The sequence below is a fragment of the Rahnella sp. P4_A8 genome (assembly GCF_056402435.1).
Window position 1 is genome coordinate 1 of sequence record NZ_JBFUHK010000376.1, and the last position, 581, is coordinate 581.

Annotated in this window: 1 protein-coding gene; it reads left to right on the plus strand. The window is 34.4% G+C overall.

The annotated features are described in order from the left end of the window. On the plus strand, positions 1–581 hold a 581-nt coding region (locus AC1DUO_RS26085; protein ID WP_477989640.1), incomplete at both ends, for an NAD-dependent epimerase/dehydratase family protein.

The window sequence follows — 581 nt, forward strand, 5'->3', positions numbered from 1 at the left end:
GCAATGGATGAACTGGGTTCTTCACAAGATGTGTTAGCAACTAATCTTTCTGCATTTATTGACCTAATAAGCGTTATGAAAATGCATGCTGTCAAGAAACTTATCTATATATCATCTGGAGGCTCTATTTATGGCGTAGCCGATGCTCCGATTAAAGAAACGCATGATATATCCCCCGTAAGTTTTTACGGCTGGATGAAAGAGTCATGTGAACACTATTTGGAGTTCGCTTCTAGGCTAGATCCAGAATTTAAATTCCTTATCTTGCGTCCAGCAAATGTTTATGGTAAGTATCAGAAAATTGAGAGAATTATTGGCGTTGCATTAAGAAATGCGATTATTGGAAAATCAATGGATATTTATGGAAATATAACTACTTGTAAAGATTATATTCACATAGATGACTTTTGTGAAATTGTCGAAAAACTGATGCAATCTCAAAATTGGAATGAAGTTTATAACGTAGGTTCCGGAGTCGGAACAAGTATTGAAGATATTCTTAGATATGCTCAGATAATTGCAAAGAATAAAATCGAGATAAATTATCACGAGAGAAAATCAGGGGATGTACCTTATAATAT